The sequence below is a fragment of the Streptomyces fildesensis genome (assembly GCF_016107395.1).
Taxonomy (GTDB): Bacteria; Actinomycetota; Actinomycetes; order Streptomycetales; family Streptomycetaceae; genus Actinacidiphila; species Actinacidiphila fildesensis.
In genome coordinates this window covers 314025-330290 of record NZ_JAAIKO010000007.1, presented here as the reverse complement: position 1 = coordinate 330290, position 16266 = coordinate 314025, and the positions used below count along the sequence as shown (strand labels likewise).

At 69.2% G+C, this 16266-nt stretch carries 12 protein-coding genes; 8 read left to right on the top strand and 4 right to left on the bottom strand.

Going from position 1 to position 16266, the window contains the following annotated elements; translation table 11 throughout:
- Positions 1–239: 239 nt before the first annotated feature.
- Complete coding sequence (locus tag C6N31_RS14680; RefSeq protein ID WP_138352789.1) at positions 240–581, bottom strand: hypothetical protein; 342 nt, start codon at positions 579–581, stop codon at positions 240–242.
- Between the two features lie 96 nt (positions 582–677).
- Complete coding sequence (locus C6N31_RS45155) at positions 678–800, bottom strand: hypothetical protein (protein WP_269288850.1); 123 nt, start codon at positions 798–800, stop codon at positions 678–680.
- 67 nt (positions 801–867) lie between these two features.
- Here C6N31_RS45155 and C6N31_RS14675 point away from each other — a divergent pair, with 67 nt between their 5' ends.
- From C6N31_RS14675 to C6N31_RS14655, 5 genes are all read left to right on the top strand, one after another.
- Positions 868–1875, top strand: coding sequence for a carboxylesterase family protein (locus C6N31_RS14675; RefSeq protein WP_269288852.1), 1008 nt, complete (start codon positions 868–870; stop codon positions 1873–1875).
- Positions 1876–2149: 274 nt separating this feature from the next.
- The gene (locus C6N31_RS14670; RefSeq protein WP_138352791.1) at positions 2150–5083 is read left to right on the top strand and encodes an AfsR/SARP family transcriptional regulator; all 2934 of its coding nucleotides are present in this window, start codon (positions 2150–2152) and stop codon (positions 5081–5083) included.
- A 584-nt stretch (positions 5084–5667) separates the two neighbouring features.
- The gene (locus C6N31_RS14665; protein ID WP_138352792.1) at positions 5668–6501 is read left to right on the top strand and encodes a PIG-L family deacetylase; all 834 of its coding nucleotides are present in this window, start codon (positions 5668–5670) and stop codon (positions 6499–6501) included.
- Between the two features lie 153 nt (positions 6502–6654).
- The gene (locus C6N31_RS14660) at positions 6655–7857 is read left to right on the top strand and encodes an outer membrane protein assembly factor BamB family protein (protein ID WP_138352793.1); all 1203 of its coding nucleotides are present in this window, start codon (positions 6655–6657) and stop codon (positions 7855–7857) included.
- Between the two features lie 159 nt (positions 7858–8016).
- Positions 8017–8550: a YbaK/EbsC family protein gene (locus C6N31_RS14655; RefSeq protein ID WP_138352794.1), complete on the top strand. Its 534-nt coding sequence runs from the start codon at positions 8017–8019 to the stop codon at positions 8548–8550.
- Between the two features lie 303 nt (positions 8551–8853).
- On the opposite strand, the gene C6N31_RS14650 is transcribed toward C6N31_RS14655, so the two are convergent.
- Complete coding sequence (locus C6N31_RS14650; protein WP_138352795.1) at positions 8854–9576, bottom strand: carbon-nitrogen hydrolase family protein; 723 nt, start codon at positions 9574–9576, stop codon at positions 8854–8856.
- Positions 9577–9802: 226 nt separating this feature from the next.
- Between C6N31_RS14650 and C6N31_RS14645 the strand changes: the two genes are divergently transcribed.
- On the top strand, positions 9803–9949 hold the full coding sequence (locus C6N31_RS14645) for a hypothetical protein (RefSeq protein ID WP_187145117.1): 147 nt from the start codon (positions 9803–9805) through the stop codon (positions 9947–9949).
- Between the two features lie 335 nt (positions 9950–10284).
- Here C6N31_RS14645 and C6N31_RS14640 read toward each other — a convergent pair whose 3' ends face one another.
- Positions 10285–12069, bottom strand: coding sequence for a hypothetical protein (locus tag C6N31_RS14640; protein WP_138352796.1), 1785 nt, complete (start codon positions 12067–12069; stop codon positions 10285–10287).
- A 456-nt stretch (positions 12070–12525) separates the two neighbouring features.
- Between C6N31_RS14640 and C6N31_RS14635 the strand changes: the two genes are divergently transcribed.
- Positions 12526–15420, top strand: coding sequence for an ATP-binding protein (locus tag C6N31_RS14635; RefSeq protein ID WP_232485214.1), 2895 nt, complete (start codon positions 12526–12528; stop codon positions 15418–15420).
- 154 nt (positions 15421–15574) lie between these two features.
- Complete coding sequence (locus C6N31_RS14630) at positions 15575–16243, top strand: hypothetical protein (RefSeq protein ID WP_138352798.1); 669 nt, start codon at positions 15575–15577, stop codon at positions 16241–16243.
- Positions 16244–16266 lie beyond the last annotated feature (23 nt).

The following is a 16266-nucleotide window of genomic DNA, read 5'->3' as shown; positions in this document are numbered from 1 at the left end:
CGGCGCCATGCGCCTGTCCCTCGCCCGCATCTACGACTGGCTCGACGACACCCTCACGACGTGAGCGGCGGTCGCCGGACGGCCCTCCCGGTCGGCCCAGACCGCCCGGTAGGCCCCGACCGCCCGGTGGGCCGCCGCCGGACGTCGGCGGTGCTGCCGCCGTCCGGAGCCGGCACCGCATCGACCCGGATCATCCCGCTGCCGGGCCTGAACACAGTGGGGTGAACACTGGCAGCCGGTCACCTTGAAGTCGGAGGTGCGGTGCCGGCCATCGAGATCGACAGTCCGTCGGTGAGCCATCTATGAGCCACCGTCATGTTCAGCACGCGTCCGCCGGTGACCGTGCCGACCAGGGCCCAATAGCGTTCCAGGCGGGGGTCGAAGCCGGACGACCTCGACACCAGCCCGTGCAGGTATGCGCGGAAGGCGGGGATGTCCGACTCGCGCCGGGCTCGTGCGTGGGCGGAGACGAAGGCGTTCACCGCATCCCCGGCGCTGGGCGGCAGCCCCTGGGTCACAGCGGCGGCCGTCAGGACGACGGCATCGTCGATCTCCCCGTAGAAGGCCGGGGCGTCCCTCATCTCTTCGTCGTGGTCCTGTGTCCAGCGGGTGAAACTGGGCGTGGAGATGAGCAGATGAAGCTCGGCGTAGGCCAGCGCTGAAGCGGGATCGGGGTCCTACGGTGGGTCGGGGGACAGCATGGCGATCATGATGTCGAGCCGGCGCTCGGGCATGGCCGCGGACAGCTCGCGATACCAGTGACCGGTGCGGGTGCGATGCGCCTGTGGGAGCCGCTGCACGCGCGAGAGGATCTCCAGACGCCGGAGCCGCTTCTCGCTTGTGCAGATGCCGGTACCAGGTGCGGGCGTGGTCCTCTGGTCGGAGTACTGCCTCTATCTCAACGTCACGATGCCGACGCCGAAGCCGGCCGGGCAGAAGCGGCCCGTGCTGGTGTGGATGCACGGCGGTGCGTTCCTGGGCGGTTCCGGCAGTGACTACAGCACCGAACAACTGGCGGTCCGGGGTGACACGGTCGTCGTCACGGTCAACTACCGGTTGGGAATCTTCGGTTACTTCGGCCACCCCGGGTTGGGCTCCGCCCCACCGTTCGGTCTGGCGGACCAGCAGGCCGCCCTGCGCTGGGTGCGGGCGAACGCGGAACGCTTCGGCGGTGATCCGGGCAGTGTCACTTTGTTCGGTGAGTCCGCCGGTGCCCTCAGTATCTGTGCACACCTCACCTCGCCGACGGCCGTCGGACTCTTCCAGCGGGCGGTGCTCCAGAGCGGTTCCTGCCTCATGTCCTTCCCCCGTGGTGCTCTTGGACCCGGAATGCCGGCGTACGAGCCGTTCGCCTCGGAGAGCGATGTCCAGACGGCCGGTGCAGAAGCCGCCCGGCAACTGGGCTGTACAGCGGGCGGCGGAGATGAGGTACTGGCGTGCCTGCGTGGGCAGAGCACGGATCGCCTCGCCACCGCGCAGCTGATGCAGTCCTTCAACCGGCCCGCCTTCGGCAATGCGCTGCTGCCCGTGGCGCCTGGCCAGGCGTTGGCGTCGGGGCACTTCCACCGCGTGCCGGTCATCCAGGGTTTCGAAATCGAAGGACCCACCCGCTGGTTTCGTGGTCATGTCCGCGTAGATCAGTCATCCAGCAGCGGGGGAGTCCTCCCGTCCGTACGGGGCCAGCTCTGCCGACAGTCCCCGCTGTTCCGCCTCGAAGGTTGTCCCGGAGTGGTGAGCGACCAGACAGACCAACCACCGCGGTACTTCGAGGGATTTGAGATGACGCGCACCGTCGAGCCACGGATAGGGCATGCGTCCTGCGGATTTCGGACGAACGCCGGGGAGCGATGTCCCCCCGTCATCGGTGATCTTTGACGCCGCAGCGACCGCGGGGACGGACTCTCTCCACCAGATCAAGGCAACTCGCTCCGCTCGCCGCCGCCCTCAACTGTTCCGGTTCAGGTACTGGAGGAACAAGGAAACATAGGTCCGATCGGTGGCTTGCGAGCAGGGAAATGCCCGGCCCGCTCGCCTTCGGTGAGCCGTGCAACAGGGACGCTATGGACACGGATCCGTCGGCCGTCCTAGATTCGTCCCAGTGCGAGGTCAGCCGGGGGATTGACGCTCATCATCGTGTGCCGGGGGGAACATGAGATTCGGCTTGCTGGGGCCGTTGCACGCCCAGATCGCCGGACGCGCGGTCCCGTTGAACGGGCCGCGGCAGACCAAGATGCTGGCAGCGCTTCTGATCGACGCCAACAACATCGTCGCCATGGAGCGGCTCGTCGCCGTGATGTGGGACGGGAACGCGCCCGCCACCGCGGTCCGCCAGGTCCAGGATGCTGTCTCCGGGCTGCGCCGCAACCTCGTCGTCTGCGGAGCACCCGGCTCCTTGATCAGCACGCGGCGCGGCGGCTATGAGATCCACCTGGCCCGGGATCAGCTCGACCTGCTGGAGTTCGACCACGAGCGACACCTCGCCGAACAGCGCACGGCCCCGTTCGAGACAGCCCTCGCGCTGCGGCGGGCGCTGGCCTGCTGGCGCGGAAGCGCCCTGGCCGACACTCCCAGTCAAGTCCTGGAAATCGATGCGGCGGGGCTGAACGAGAAGCGTGCGGCCACGCACAAACAGTGCCTCGCCATCGAACTCGACCTGGGGCGCCACCGAGAGGTCATCGATGAACTGACCGTTCTGCTCCGCGAGCACCCCTACGACGAGCAGGTCGCCGAACACCTGATGGTCGCCCTCTACCGGTGCGGAAGACAAGGCGAGGCGCTGCAGGCGTACGAGCGGCTGCGCCGGACACTGGCCGACGAACTCGGCGTCGACCCCACCCCGCCGCTCCAGGCGCTGCATCAGCGCATCCTGACCGCAGATCCCGCCCTGGCCGCTCCGGTCCCGGCACAGGGTCCCTCGGGCACACCACCGGAGAGTCCTGCCCCGGCGGCCCCCGGGCCGGCAATGGCGATGCCCGTGCGTCAATTGCCCCTCGACGTAACCGACTTCGTGGGCCGGGCAGAAGCACTGGCCGAGATCGCCGGACTGCTCGACGTGTCGGCGTCGAACCGGGCCCCGGTGGCCGTCATCGTGGGCAGTCCCGGTGTCGGCAAGTCCAGCCTGGTGACGCACGCTGCGCGGCTGGCGAGCGCCAACTTCCCCGACGGCCAGCTCTACCTCAACCTCGCGGCAACATCGGACGAGCCACGGGACCCGGGACTGATGCTGGCCGAAGCACTGCGCGCGCTCTCCATCGCCGGCAGTGCGATCCCGAACGGCCTGTCCGAGCGCGCCGCGCTCTACCGTTCGTTGCTGGTCGACCGTCACATGCTGGTGGTACTGGACGATGCCGGTCACGCCGATCAGGTGCTGCCGCTACTGCCAGGCGCCGACGGTTGTGCCGTGTTGATCACCAGCCGCACTCTGCTGACGCAACTTCCCGGCGCCCGGCATATCGACCTGGACGTGCTGAGCCCGGCAGAGGCGCGGGAGTTGTTCACCGGAATTGTCGGGCGGCGGCGGGTCGAGCGGGAACCGGGCGAAGCTGACGCGATCCTCGACTGCTGCGGCAACCTGCCGCTGGCGATCCGAATCGCCGGCGGCAAACTCGCGGGCCGCCCGGCCTGGTCGCTGCGGGTGCTGCGGGAACGCATCGAGGACGAGTCCCGGCGGCTGGCCGAGCTGAGGATCGGGGACCTCAACGTGCGGGCCAGCGTCGAACTGAGCCTACGGCTGCTGCCGGCCGACGCTGTGCGCGCGCTGAGTCTGCTGGGTCTGCTCGGCCCCTACACCCTGCCCGGCTGGGTGGTCGGCCCGTTGCTGGACCGCCCGGACGGCGAAGAAGTGCTGGACACCCTCGTCGACGCCAGCCTGGTGCGGCTGACCGCCACCGACGCCATCGGCCAGCCGCGCTACCGACTGCACGACCTGATCAGGACCTGCGCCGTGGAGATCGCCGCTCCCCTGCCGACCGCGGACAAGCGGGACGCGATCATCCGGGTGCTGTCCGTCTGGCTCGATCTGGTCAGGCGCGGTACCGACCGGCTGCCGGCTGGGCTGCTGACCGCCGCGCCTGGTTCGGCACCGCGCCGGTCGCTGCCCGACGCGGTCATGGACCGGCTCATGGCCGATCCGTTCGGCTGGTTCGACGCGGAACGCGACAACCTGCTCGGTGCGGTGAAACTTGCCGTGGACCGGGGCCTGGACGAGTTGGCCTGGGAGCTGGCGGCCGGCACGGCCACCTACTACGACCACCGGTGTCTGTATCAGGACTGGCAGCACGGGCACCGACTCGCGCTGGACGCGGCCGAGGCCACCGGCAACGCGCGCGGCGCATCGGTGCTGCTCCGCGGACTTGGTCAACTGCACATCTACCAAGACGAATTCGACCGAGCCACCCGCGCCCTCGACATGTCCATCGAGCTGTGCCGGGACAACGGGGACAAACGCGGCGAGGCACTGTCGGTGGCGATGCTCAGTACGGTCAGCCGGGTGCAGGGCCGTGACGACGAAGCACTCGAACGTGTCGAGCAAGCGCTGGCCATCGCGGTCGGTGAAGGCGACCGGGACGTCGAAGCGCAGCTGTCCTGCTCCATGGCCGTGATGCGACTCATGCAGGGCCAACTCGAAGAGGCGGAGTCCTGGTTCACCGGAGCCTTGAACCTGTCCAGGGCGCTTGACGACGAGCATCGCGTCGCCGTCGTGCTGCGGCGGTTCAGCAGACTGCACGATCGGCGCGGTGATCCGGACGAGGCGCTGCGCTGTCTGTGGCAGGCGTCGGCCACCTTCGAGAGACTGGCCGACGAGCGGTGCACCGCGTACACGCTGCTGGAAGTCGGCCGCGTGTACGCCGGTCAGGACGACCGGGACCAGGCGAGCCCGGCGTTGGAGCGCGCGGCTGGCCTCTTCCACCGGCACGGCGACCGCCAGGACGAGGCCACGTGCTGGCAACTGATCGGCGACCTGGACGCCGCGGCCGGCAGCCACCACATGGCGCGCCAACACCGAGGGCGGGCGCTGCGGCTGTGGCAGACGATCGGTGAAATGAACCAGACGACAGCTCCAGCGCGACCATCTTCCCCGTGAAGCGCGGCTGTGACGCGCCCTGCGGCCGTGCGGAACAGGCAGTTCGAAGTCATCCGTACCTACCACCCAGCCGACAAGCACTGTGGTCGGCCGATCCCGAAGTTCGCGCCGCCCGAGAGCAGGATCGCGCCGAGGCGTACCGCCGCGCGGCAGCCGTCATCCAGAGTTAGCAGAAGCGCGAGCATGGCGCGGCATACCTTGGGCGAGCATCCAATGAGACGGGGCTCAGCGGGTCCTCCGCTGCGGAAATCCACAGGGTGGCCGGACCGATGGACCGCCGTCGGATGATCAAGGGTCCTGTGGGCGGACGGCCGCCCGGCGTCGGCACGAGGCCGGCCTGGTCACCTGCGGGCTGCCGCGGAATTCGGCATGGGTCTCGTGAGCACTCGGCTCGGCCGGATGCTGGGAGATGGAGCCATACGGCTGCGCAGGGAACATCCAGACCGGCCGACACGGTTGCATTGGGCGAGGGGCCGGCGCCGCACGGGCGGGAATATGGAGACCGCGAGGTCATCCCACCTGGAGCCGGGCCCCAGGATCGCGGTAGGCCTGCCGCGAGCTCAATTTCTGCAGAGGACTGTTCAATGACTGACCGACCCTTGACGCTGATGGCAGTACACGCCCACCCCGACGACGAAGCCACCGGAACCGGAGGGGTCCTCGCGCGGTATGCGGCGGAAGGCATCCGCACGGTTCTTGTGACGTGTACCGACGGCGGTTGTGGTGACGGACCGGGGGGTGTCAAGCCGGGCGATGCCGGGCACGATCCGGCGGCCGTCGTCCTGATGCGCCGTCAAGAACTCGAGGCGAGCTGTGAGGTCCTGAAGGTCAGTGATCTGGAGACGCTGGACTATGCCGACTCCGGGATGATGGGCTGGCCGAGCAACAAGGCCCCGGGAGCCTTCTGGCAGACCCCCGTGGAGGAAGGCGCCGCCCGGCTCGCGGAACTCATGCGGCACTACCAACCTGATGTGGTCGTCACCTATGACGAGAACGGGTTCTACGGCCACCCCGACCACATTCAGGCCCACCGCATCACGATGGCGGCGCTGGAGATGACCGAGCTGACACCGAAGGTGTACTGGACGACGATGCCCCGCTCGATGATGCAGCGCTTCGGGGAGATCATGCGCGAGTTCAATGAGGACATGCCGGAGCCGGATCCTGCCGAGGCCGCCGCGATGGCCGAGATCGGCCTGCCCGACGATGAGATCTTCACGTGGGTGGACACCACGCCCTTCAGCGGTCAGAAGTTCGATGCGCTGGCCGCGCACGCCAGTCAGGGCGAGAACATCTTCTTCCTCAAGATGGGCAAGGAGAAGTTCGGCGAGTTGATGGGCGTGGAGACCTTCGTACGGGTCAAGGACGCCACCGGCGCGGCCGTACCCGAGAACGATCTCTTCGCCGGATTGCGCTGACCCGCCCGTCCGGCCGAGACCCGGAAGGTCATCGGCCGCACAGCGCGATCGAGCGGGTCACGCACCCGGAGGCTTGTCCGCCGACGCCGCTCGGCCCGAGGACCTGGAGCGGTAAGGCGCTGGTCACAGCGGTGAGGGCTGCCGGAGGTGGGGATGGAACGGATCGCCAAGAGACGGCTGCGGCAGGTGCGGCCCGCCTGGCGGGTTCCGGGGGTTTCAGGTGCGTTCGGCAGCCAGGGTGCCGTGGGGGGCTGGTGCGCGGCCGGTTCGGTGGTGCGCGGGCGCGCGGACGGGTTGCACGCTTACGACCTGGGCACCGGGGAAGCCGTCTGGTCGTGGACCGTTCCCGGCCGCACGGCGCTGCTCGCCATGAGCCGCACGGCTGTGAGCGGGGTGGGTCTGGCCGTCCACGCGGACGACAGCGCAGGTGGCGAGGTCGCCGACTGCGCTGTCACCGCCGTTGGGGTCGAGGGCGGCACTGCCCTGTGGTCCGTTCCGTTCGACCTCAGCGGCGGATCCTGGAGCCTGCACGAGCAGCACGTCCGCGGAGCCGTCGCAGTCGCCCCGAACCGCGCCGTCCTCCTGACGGACGGGCTCGGGCTCCAGGCCTACGCACTGAACAGCGGACGTCCCGTCTGGCCCCCGACCGCAGCGTTGAGGGGCAACGTCCAACTCGCCGTCTGCCGGACCGGCATCATCCAGGTCGGGCTGGACGACGGCCACCTCACCGTCCGGTGTCTCGACGCGGCCGAAGGGACCGTCCGCTGGGAGACCGCTCCGTCCACGCACGGGCCCGTGGCCACGGTCCACGTCCTGCAGGAAGATCCGCTCGCCGTCCTGTGCCGAGGTCGTGGCCGGGGCCGCCGCGGGCCGGAGGAGGTGCTGGTCCTCGACGCCGAGGACGGGCGGACGGCCGGGCGGATACCGGTCTCCGCGCACGGCGAGCTGCGTGTCGCGGCGTACGGACGTGTGGATGGACTGTCCGACGGACAGCGCGTGGCCGCGGTGGGTGAACTGCTGGTTGCCGTGGTGCGTCCGGTGAACGCCTGCGCCGATCAGCTGACCGCGTTCGCCCTGGACGGCGGGGCGCCCCGCTGGACCTGGTGGTCGCATGGGGTGGTCGTCAATGTCTTCGCGGCAGACGGTCACGTCGCGGTGGTGAGCCAAGCGGACCCTCACGTCCGTGTGCACCTGCTCGACGGCGCGACCGGAGCGGTCCGGGCGGTGCGACGGCTGGACGGGTACGAGGTGGGAATGCGTGGCCGGTACTACCTCGACGCCCACCACCGCCTGGTCCACCTGTCGCAATGGGGGGACGGGAGATGGCATCCGCTACAGATGTTCCCCTTGCGTTGACAGCGGGCGCGGCCCTGGTGCGGGCCATCGTGAGCGAGCCTGAGTGTGCCGCAGGTGGCGTGGACCGCGTGACCCCGCAGCCGTCTGCCCGATCCGGCCGTTGCGCCCATGCACCTTCGGCTTTGCCGACAACCAATCGGATTCCGCGATGGTTCGGGGATGAGCGACACACTGATTCAAGCCACGCCCGTCGACCGCACGGCGCGTGCTCATCTCCTCGACCATCTCACCCACCACCGCGCCCGCTTCCGGCGGATCGAGCACGCATCTGAAGGCAGAACCGACGTGGTGAGCGCCCTGCGCGGGCACCCGGTGGGGCAGGCAGCGAAGTGCATCGTCGTCCGAGTGAAGATGACCAAGAAAAGTTCTCACTACGTCCTGGCCGTGGTGCCCGGTGACCGCCGGGTCAATCTGGACAGGATCCAGGAGCTCTGGGAGGCACGGCAGGCGTCCTTCGCCGACCGCGCCACCGCTGAACGCCTTTCCGGTTGTGTCAGCGGCGCCATCGTGCCTTTCACCTTCGATCCAGCGCTGGAACTCGTCGTCGACCCGGCCCTCCTGGAACACGAAGAGATCTTCTTCAACGCAGCCGATCTGAACCTGTCCGTGGCGCTGGACGTGCGCGACTACGTACGGATCGCGGAGCCCCGCACCGAGGCCATCGCGGAGAACGCTGTTGCCCTCGCCGACTGAGCCCCGGCCTGCCGTTGTGTCCCGTCCCACGGGGGCGCAGCGGCAGGCGCCGCGGTACCCGTCAGGACGTGCGGGTGCCTGCCGGGTCGGCATCCGTCCGAAAGGACCACCGGCTCGAACCGGGGGAGAGGAGGCCCGCCCCTGGCTGTGGTCACGGGGACGTTCCTCTTGGCGTAGCGCGCGCACTCGTCAGGCTGCGGCGAAGCTACGACAGACCACATCCACTCAGCACATCAGCCCCCGATGCGTCCGGTCCTGCGCGGGGGATGCAGGACCGAACGCATCGGCATCGCGACCGTGGTGTTACGCGGTCCCGCCCTTGAGCCTGTCCGGTGTGCGGAAGGTTCCGCCGCTGTACATCGGGAGATGTATCGATTCTCCGTATCGGGCGAGCCGGCTCCAGGGTCGGTTGATTCCGGCGGAGCCGTAGCGGCGCACCCTGGTGACGGTGACGGTGACGGTGACGGTGACAGTGTCGAGGACGTCGACGTGGATCTCCTCGCCGGAGCCGGCCTGTTGGCGGACGATGCCCTCCGGGTCGACGACGGCGCTGGTGCCGACCCCGGCCGGGTCGCAGACGTTGACGTTGATGACGTAGACCTGGTTGGTCCAGGCGTTGGCGCGGGCGCAGACGAGTTCCATCTCCCGGTCGCGGGTGGGGGTCAGGGTGGGCTGGATGGCGATCTCCGCTCCCAGCCAGGCGAGCTGGCGGATGGTTTCCGGGAAGGAGCCGTCGTAGCAGATGGCCAGGCCCACCCGGCCGGTGCCGGGAATGTCGAAGACGGTGAACTCGTGTCCGGGCGTTGCTCTTTCGTAGGGCGGCCAGGGGAAGACCTTGCGGTAGCGGGCGACGATCTCGCCGCCGGGTGGGACGGCGAGGGCGGTGTTGTAGATGTGGCCGTCCTCGGCGCGCTCGTAGAGGCTTCCAGGGATGAGCCACAGGCCGGTCTCCGTGGCGAGAGAACAGATCCGGTCGGTAAGCGATCCGGGGATCGCCGTACGCCATGAGCAGGCGGCCCGCCTCATGGCCGCGAGCTCGCTACTGTCCGGGCCTGGGCGCCCGGCAAGTCCTCGGCTGAGCGGCGCGTCGACCTCGCGGCAGACCTGCGGCCGGAGTTATGGCGGGCATCGCTGGAAGTGTTCGTGCACTGCCCCGACCTCGACTTGCGGATGCAGTTGCGCAGCTGCACATCGGGTCCAACTCACCGAGATGAAACGGGGATGTTTCATAGACTGAAGTCACCACCACGCAATGGGCACTCAGAGAGTGGAGATGGACGTGTCACGACGATGGAAGATCGCGATCATCGTGTTGACGGCGGGGATCGCTGCCTTGGTCCTGGTCTTGCTCTACGGGCCCTCCTGGTTCATTGCCTGGGCGGACGACCCGGGCAAGTAGGGCACGTGCATCGGTGCGCAGTGGTACGGCATCCCCGTGTGATCGTCCCTTTGAGTCGTCGGACCGCGAGGTCATGTCCGTAGTCCTCGGCGAAGGCCAGTGGCGTGAGCCCTTCGGGGTCGGGAGTCGGGTCGGTGTACGGCCGAGGGGTACCAAGCGATCACCACGGTGCGGGCGTGATCCAGGGACGTGCGAAGTGCGAGGGACCCGACAACCGGAAGCCCCGACACAGTGGCCGTCCCTCACTCTTCGCTACCGGCATCTCGAAGCGTGGAGGACGGCCACTGCTTGTCTCAACGACGGGACGACATCCGGCCGACCGCGGTCGTGTGGGCTCAGGAGCCGTTGGTGAAGACGGTGACGGAGTTGCCCGGGACGGTCACGTTGTGACCGCCCGTGAAGTCCGCGGTCAGCGTGCGGACCTTGGTGGGGAAGCCGTTGGCGTCGACGGTCGGCGCTGAAGTGCTGGTGTACACGTACTTGTCCAAGGTGACTGTGCCGGTCGGTTCGTTGAGCGAGACGGTCTGCGTGTCGGCGGTGCGATTGACCAGGACGAAGGTCCAGGCGCCGGTGGGCAGTTGGGCGGCCAGGACGCGCACGCCGGTCGGCTGGGCGGGGGCGTGGATGGTGGATCCGGTGGGAAGGTAGCGGCTCAGCAGACTCCAGGTGTAGAACCAGGGCCGGAGCGCGGTCGAGTGCGCCGAGACCGTGTTGGGGTCTTCGGTGCCGCGTCCCCACATGCCGCAGTATGTCTGGGCCGCGTAGCCGTCGAGGCACCATGCGGCGGCGCCGTCGACCCCTGCTCGGGCCTCCTGCACGGCCAGGTCGGCCATGCGCAGCGGCTGCGTCGTGTCCAGCGCGAAGTCGTAGTTCTTGCTGCCGTCCGGGTTCTGGGCCGCCTTCATCCCTGTCTCGCCGAGCAGCACCGGGGTGCCGGTGGGCGTGGCCGCGCGGAGCTGAGCGACCGCCCGGGTCATCACCGGCTCGACGTACGCGGGTGCCGCACCGTACAGCTCCTGGTCGTAGAAGTGCGCCTCACTGGCGCCGAGCAGGCCGCTCTGCGCGGAGCGCAGCCACCACGAGTTGCTGTTGGTCCAGGAGCCCGAGTTCAGAGCGGTCTGCGTCTGCGTCAGGTCGTTGAGCGGATCGTTGAGGGCACTGCCGGCGCCGGCGATCGCCATGCCGCCGACCGTGTGATCCAGGGTCGAGGACGCGACCGACAGACGCAGGTATGTGGCGTTGGCGATGCCCGAGGCCGTGTAGGTGTACTGCCACATACCGCCGCTGTTCTGGCCGGTGACGGTGGCCACCGGCGTCGGTGCGGCAACGGACAGGCTCTTCCAGGTGGTCCCGTCGGACGAGGTCTGGAAGGTGACGGCGGTGTCGGTCGCGCTGGCGGCGTACACCTGCGCCGTGAAGGACTTGAGCGCGGCCGGCTTCCAGACCAGTGCGGAACTGCAGCCCGGGTTGCAGCTCTTCGCGGTCTGGTGGCCCAGGTCGCCGCTGTAGGCGGAGATGCCGGCCTCGGCGGTGTCCGCACCGGAGACGACGGTCTTCGAGGTGCTCACCCCCGCGATGGTGAAGGCGGTGGTCAGGTTGGTGGTCGCGGTCACCCAGTCCGGGTAGGAGTACGACTTCGGTCCGGTCGAGACGTTGGGCTCGTTGAGGCCCACCCAGTACTTCGGTGCGGCACCGTCGACCTGAAGGTGCTTCACCAGCGTCGCCTCGATGGTGGCGGTGCCCGGATCCGTGTAGTTCAGCGGGTCGACGCCGAACAGCCCGCTGACGACGGGGATGCCCTCATCGACGTAGTGTTTGATCACCTTTTCGGCGCTCAGGTAGGCGTCGTTGGTGAAGTCGTAGCCGCCGGTGCTCGTCCAGAACCAGGGCAGGTTGAACATCACCCGCACCACGCCGGGCTTGATGTAGTCCGTGCGGGACACCATCAGATTCCAGTCGGCGGCGGTCCAGGTGGTGCCGTTCGGCGGCTGCGGGGCCTGGTTGTAACCGAAGCCGATCCAGTCGCTGGCGACAACGTCGCTCGGTGCGACGGCGCTGCTGGGTTCGACGGCGCTGCTGGGGGTCGGCACGGCCAGGAAGCTCGTCAGCAGAGCGCCCACCCCCGCAAGAGTCGCGAACGCGGAACGGCCGGCCAGGGAGGGGGAGGGGCGGCGAGAAGGTCGTCGTGGACGCATGATGCGGGGTCTCCAGATCTGCGGGCGGAGCTGAGTCGGAGACGTCACCGTCGATGAGGGTGGTGAGTTCGCCCCAAAACCTCAAACTCAGCGTCCACCACGGTTGATGGTCGTCACTCAGGTGGTGACCGCCTCAAGTCTGGTCTGTGGCGCGGTCCGTGGCATCCGTGAAACTACGTAGTGAGCGGCGGGGCCGGACGTGGTGTCGCCGGGCGGCGGGAACCATGGGCTCGTGCGCCGGCCCGCGACCGGCCCGCGACCCGGCCGGGGACGGGGGCCCAAGGCTCGACATCGCGTCAGCGCCCGTCACCGGATCTCCGCGACCCCGAAACGCTGGGTAGCCTGTTCACATCAGGGCCTGACGAGCGGGGCGAGAGCGTGATGACGGTGGTCGGCAGGTCCGCGGAGGTGGAGCAGTTCGACTCGCTCATCAACGGCCTGGGGATGAACGCGGGGCCCTGGGTGGTCGACATCTCCGGGGACGCCGGTATCGGGAAGAGTCGGCTCCTGGGCGAGGCGTGTGCGCGGGCCAGGCGGCGCGGGCTGACCGTGCTGTGCGGCAGGGCCACCGAGTACGAGCGACACACACCGTTCCAGATCTTTACGGACGCGTTCGCGGACATCGATCCCACGGTGCTCGACGAGGAACTCGTGGCGGCGCTGACGCCGCTGTTGCAGGGTGTCCGCGGTGCGGGGGGCTCCCTGTCACACGCGGGATTATCCAACCGCTTCTCCGTGTATCGCGCCGTCGCCGGGGCGCTGGCACGGCTCGGGGAGAACGGGCTGGTGGTGGCGCTCGACGACCTTCACTGGGCGGATCCCGCGTCCTTGGAGCTGGTGGAGCATCTGATCCGGCATCCGGTGCACGGCCCGGTGCTGCTCCTCCTGGCGCACCGGAAACGGCAGACTCCGACCCCCTTGACCGCCGCTCTCACCCGTGGAATCGACAGCGGCGCCGTGCTGCCCATGGCGCTCGGGCCGCTGGGTGAACGGGAGTCCATCACGGCACTGGCCCCCGACCTGCCTGAGGACGATGCGAGGCAACTGCATGCCGCCAGTGAGGGAAACCCGCTGTACCTGCACGCCCTCCTCCACGCGTACCGGAACGGGGCGTCATTGCCGGGAGTCACCGCCCGGATCCACCCCCACGTACCGGACGACAACGCGGCCGGAGTACCCAATGGGCTGGACTCCTTACTGCTGGATGAACTGACCGCGCTGACGGGGCCGCAGCGCCTCGTCATCGAGGCAGTGGCCGTGCTCGGCGACCATGCGACCTCTTCGATGCTGCGTGTGGCGATCGGTCATTCCGGGCGCGAAGAGCCGGGTGACCCGACCCCCGAACTCGCCCGACGCGACCTGCTCCGGAGGGGAGCGGGCGACAAGTGGACGCTGCGCCACCCGCTGCTGCGGGCACTGGTCTATGAGAACACCGCCCCCCGGCTGCGTACCGAGATCCACTGCCGAGCGGCGGACGAGCTGGCCAGGACCGGTGCCTCCGCCGCCGAGCGCGCCCATCACGTCGAGAGGTCACTCAACGGCTGGGATCCGGCGTCCGCTGCCGTGCTGAGTGAAGCGGCCGTCCAGTTCGCCGATACGGCGCCGGCAACGGCAGCCCATTTGCTGGACGTGGTCCTGCAGATGCTGCCGGAAGCCCCTGAGTTCGACGGACAGCGCGGTGAGCTGACGCTGTCGCGAGCCAAGGCGCTGGGGATCAGCGGCAATCTGCGGCAGAGCCGGGATCTGCTGCACGCACTGATCAGCGTGTCAGGGGACGGCACCCCTGCCCTGCGCGCCGATGCCATCGCCTTGTGCGCCATGATGGAACGGCATCTGGGTCACTCGGCGGAGGCCACCGCGCTGCTCCGCAACGAGCTGTCCCGCACTCCCGGCCCTCCGCCCGGCCAGGTGGTCCCCCTGGGGCTGGCGCTGGGCATGTCCGCGCTGCTGACCGTTTCCTATCCCGACGTACGCGCGGACATCGAGCGGACTCTTGCCGCCGCTCGCTCCCAGGGCGACACCACCGGCGAGGCCGGGGTCCTCGGGCTCGCGGCGCTGGGGGAGGCGTACGAGGGCCGGACCGGGGACGCGGAGCGGTTCGCCGACGCAGCCGCAGGCCTCGTGGACGGCCTGACCGACCCCGGTCTCACCGACCTGTGCGAGTCGCTGGTGTGGCTCGCCTGGGCGGAAGCCCTGCTGGAGCGGTACGCCGAGGCGGAACGGCACGCGGAGCGGGGACTGGACATCGCCCGTCGCGCCGGACAACTCCACGTCCTGCCGCATCTGTTGATGAGCAAGGCCTACGTGCACCTGAGCACCTGCCGACTGCCATCGGCACTGGAGGCCGCCGAGGAGGCCGAATCCGTCGCGCGAGCCATCGGCAGCGGCGACCTGCTGGCGTTCACGTTGTCCACCAAGACGCTGATCGTCCTCGTGGGGAGCCCCCTTGGCGATCACCGGGCGCTGGCGACCGCCGAGGAAGCGGTGGCGGCGGCCGGCATGGGCTGCAACTGGTGGGCGTCACTGGCCTGGTGCATGCTCGGCCAGGCCGCGTACATGGCCGGCGATCCGTACCGTTCGACGGAAGCCATCCTGAGGGCGGGAGGCGGCCCCGGACTTCTGCGGCTGCAACCTTCGCTCCGCCCGGCCCAACTGGAGACCCTCACCAATGCCGCCATCGCGACAGGCGACCTCGACCAGGCGGCAAGCTGGGCCTCCCGGGCCGCGGAGGAGGCGGCCCACATTGGGCTTGCGGGCCAACGCGCGGCGGCGTTGCGCGCCAGGGCCGCGATCGCCGAGCAGCGGGGCGACACCAGCGCTGCCTCGCGCCTGTTCCACGAGGCGGCCCAGGAACACGCTCACACCGATGGGCTTCTCTGGGAGGTGGTGTCCTTGTTGCGGGCGGCCTCGCCGGCGAAGGTCACCGGCCACGGACCTCGTGCCGACGCCATGCTTCGCCGCGCCGAGCGGGTGGCCACCGGAGGCGGGGCGCGGTTGGTCTCCGACCTGGCCGAGTTGATCCGGTCACAGATGGAAGACCCGCCGCACGTCCCCGCGGAGCTGGCCCAGCTCACGGCACGCGAGCTGGAAGTCGCCGCATTGGTGGCCGAGGGACTGAGCAACCAGAACATCGCCACCAAACTCCACCTCAGCCGCCGGACCGTCGAGACCCACCTGTCGACGATCTATCGCAAGACCTCCGTACCTTCACGCTCGGCCCTGGCGAGTCTCATGACCCGGGTCGCTTGTGACAGCCGCGGGTGGCCGACAGCCTGAGCCTCAAGGACTACTGACCGGGCCCACCGATCCGGTGCGGATGTCGGGGGTTCGTCACAACGGTCCGCCGTTGGACCCAGGTTCGTGACGTCACGCTGTGCGGTGCCGCGGTCGCGGTACGTTCTCGGGCAGGCATCAACACCTTGGGGGGACCATGCGTAAGATCCTGCTCGCGACGGCGGCCACCGCCTGCCTCGCGCTGACGGCGTGCAATGGCACGACCGGCAGCGACGCGCACACGACGCCGACGGGCACACCGTCCGCCGGGCAGCCGACCACCGTGCTGCCGACGGCCACCGGCAGTCCTACCGGCACCGCGACCGCTCCCAGCGGCGACACCGGCAAGGGCAGCGCCGCGCTGGCGCTCGGAACGCCGGCACGGACGGTGGGGACCAAGCTCGTCGGCATCGTGGAGATCACGCCGACGACCGTCGTCCATGCCACGGCAGGTCGCGGACAGACCTCGCGGTACGGCACCTTCGTCGTCATCACGACCCTGGACACGTCGCTCTCCGCGAACGCGGCCGACGAGGAGACCACGGACGGCACGGGCGCCGGCTGGCAGTGGATCGGCTCGAACGGCCAGACCGTCTCCGAGGGCAAGGGCAACGCCTTCAAGGTCAGCATCGCGGGGTACGACAGCCTCGGCCGGATCGAGCCGGGAGCTCGGCAGAACCGCGCCGAGATCTTCGATCTCACCCCGGAGCAGGCCAAGGGCGGCACACTCGTCTACACCGACTCCACCAAGGCCTCCTACCGCTGGAAGATTCCGGCGGCCGACGCCGGGCCCGATGTGGCGGCGGTGAAGCAGCGTCTGGGCTGATGGCCACGAGGCGGCCGTGCTCG